The following is a 1,619-nucleotide window of genomic DNA, read 5'->3' as shown; positions in this document are numbered from 1 at the left end:
GCGTTCAACGACTCTGACCCCTTGAACCCCTTGAACCCCCCTTGAACAGCGAGGAGGAAGCAGGTGAACCGCGCGTGGTTCCTGCTCCCTGCCCCCTGATACCCTCCCCCCTGCTCACTAGGGTGTTAGCAGCTGCGATCCCTACTTTATCACCCACACCCGTTCATTCACCGGGTACAGCCACTCCACGCCCCGCTCAGTAACGATCGCATCATCCTCGAGCGGAATGCGCACTTTCGCGCCGCCCCAATCGGGGTTGGGGGTCCACGCGAACAGCTCGATCGAGAACGGGTTGTACGGTTTGATCGCGAACGTCATCTGCCGCGGATTGAACCACGCGATCGACGGGCCGGCGCCATGGCCTCGGTCGCCCACGGAGTGGCAACCGAACATGACCTCGACCCGGTTGTCGTTGGTCACTTCGTTGAACGCGCCCTGCATGCGGAAGCCGGACTTCACGATCTCCGTTTTCAGCTGCTCGACCATGTCGCCGGCGGTCGGGCCGGGGCGGATGGTGCGTCGGATGACATCGCGCACCTTAAGTGCGTTGTCGAACGCCGTCTGAATACCCTTCGGCACCGCCGTCTCGCCGGGCTTCAACACGTACGCCATGCGCTTCACGTCGGTCCACACGTTCAGATAGCCCACGCCCCAGTCGATGATGAGCAGGTCGCCGCGTTGAATGATACGGTCGGTGCTCGTGGCCTCGATGCCTTTCGGGCCGGTGATGTACACCGAGGGCATATCGAACGACGATCCCAGCGCGCGTTGCTGCAGCTGATCCATCATCCACCACGCCACATCTTCCAGCGTCGTCACCCCCGGCGTGATCACTTCGTTGCTCAACGCCCGCTGGGCGATCCGCCGCGAGATCTCCCCCGCTTCACCCAGCGCCACCATCTGCGATGCCGTAAAGCCCGAGCGATAGTCGCTCACCACTTTCTCTGCCGACACGACGCGCGACGCGAACTCCGGACCGATTTCCTTGACGAGACGGTCATACGACGTCTTTGACAACCCGTCGGCCGCACCGACTTCTTCCGACATGTTCAGGGCGATTTTCTTCGGATTCCGCTCGGCGATGAACGCTTTGAGCGGCGCGAAGCCGCGCACGATATCGTACACCTTGCACTGCTCCAGCAGATAGCCGCTCACCCCGATCGCCGCGCGCTCAATGCGATCACCGCCGCGATCGGTGAAGATGTAGTAGCCCACGCTCCCCACATACCCGCGGCCGAGATCCTCGTACATGGGATCGAACTGATTCTCCTTCTGCATCACGATCCACATATCGACGCCATTGTCGCGCATCGCCCGCGGCAGGATCTTGTCGAACTTGTCCTTGCGGATCTGACACTGGCGTTCCCAGCGCACCCGCGCCGGCTCGGCGGGGGCTTGGGCGGAGAGGGCACCGGCGCTGAGGGCGATGGCGGCGGCGATGAGGCGGAAGCGGGGCATGGGGGCGGGTTGGGGATTCGGTAGTATGCCGCTGAATCCGCAAACAGCCAACACCCACGGAAGCAGGAGGGAGGGAGGTTCAAGGGGTGAGAGTCGTTGTACGCGGGGGGTGAACGGCGCGGGCCCCGTGTACCCCCCGCCAGCGCCCCCCCCTCCCCCCG

General features: G+C 63.7%; 1 protein-coding gene. It reads right to left on the bottom strand.

Going from position 1 to position 1,619, the window contains the following annotated elements:
- Positions 1-141: 141 nt before the first annotated feature.
- Positions 142-1,458, bottom strand: coding sequence for a M24 family metallopeptidase (locus RMP10_RS16175; protein WP_310571213.1), 1,317 nt, complete (start codon positions 1,456-1,458; stop codon positions 142-144).
- Positions 1,459-1,619 lie beyond the last annotated feature (161 nt).

Origin of the sequence: Gemmatimonas sp., assembly GCF_031426495.1 — a bacterium.
Taxonomy (GTDB): Bacteria; Gemmatimonadota; Gemmatimonadetes; order Gemmatimonadales; family Gemmatimonadaceae; genus Gemmatimonas.
Note: the sequence above shows the minus strand (reverse complement) of the source record. Positions and strands in the feature narration are given on the sequence as shown.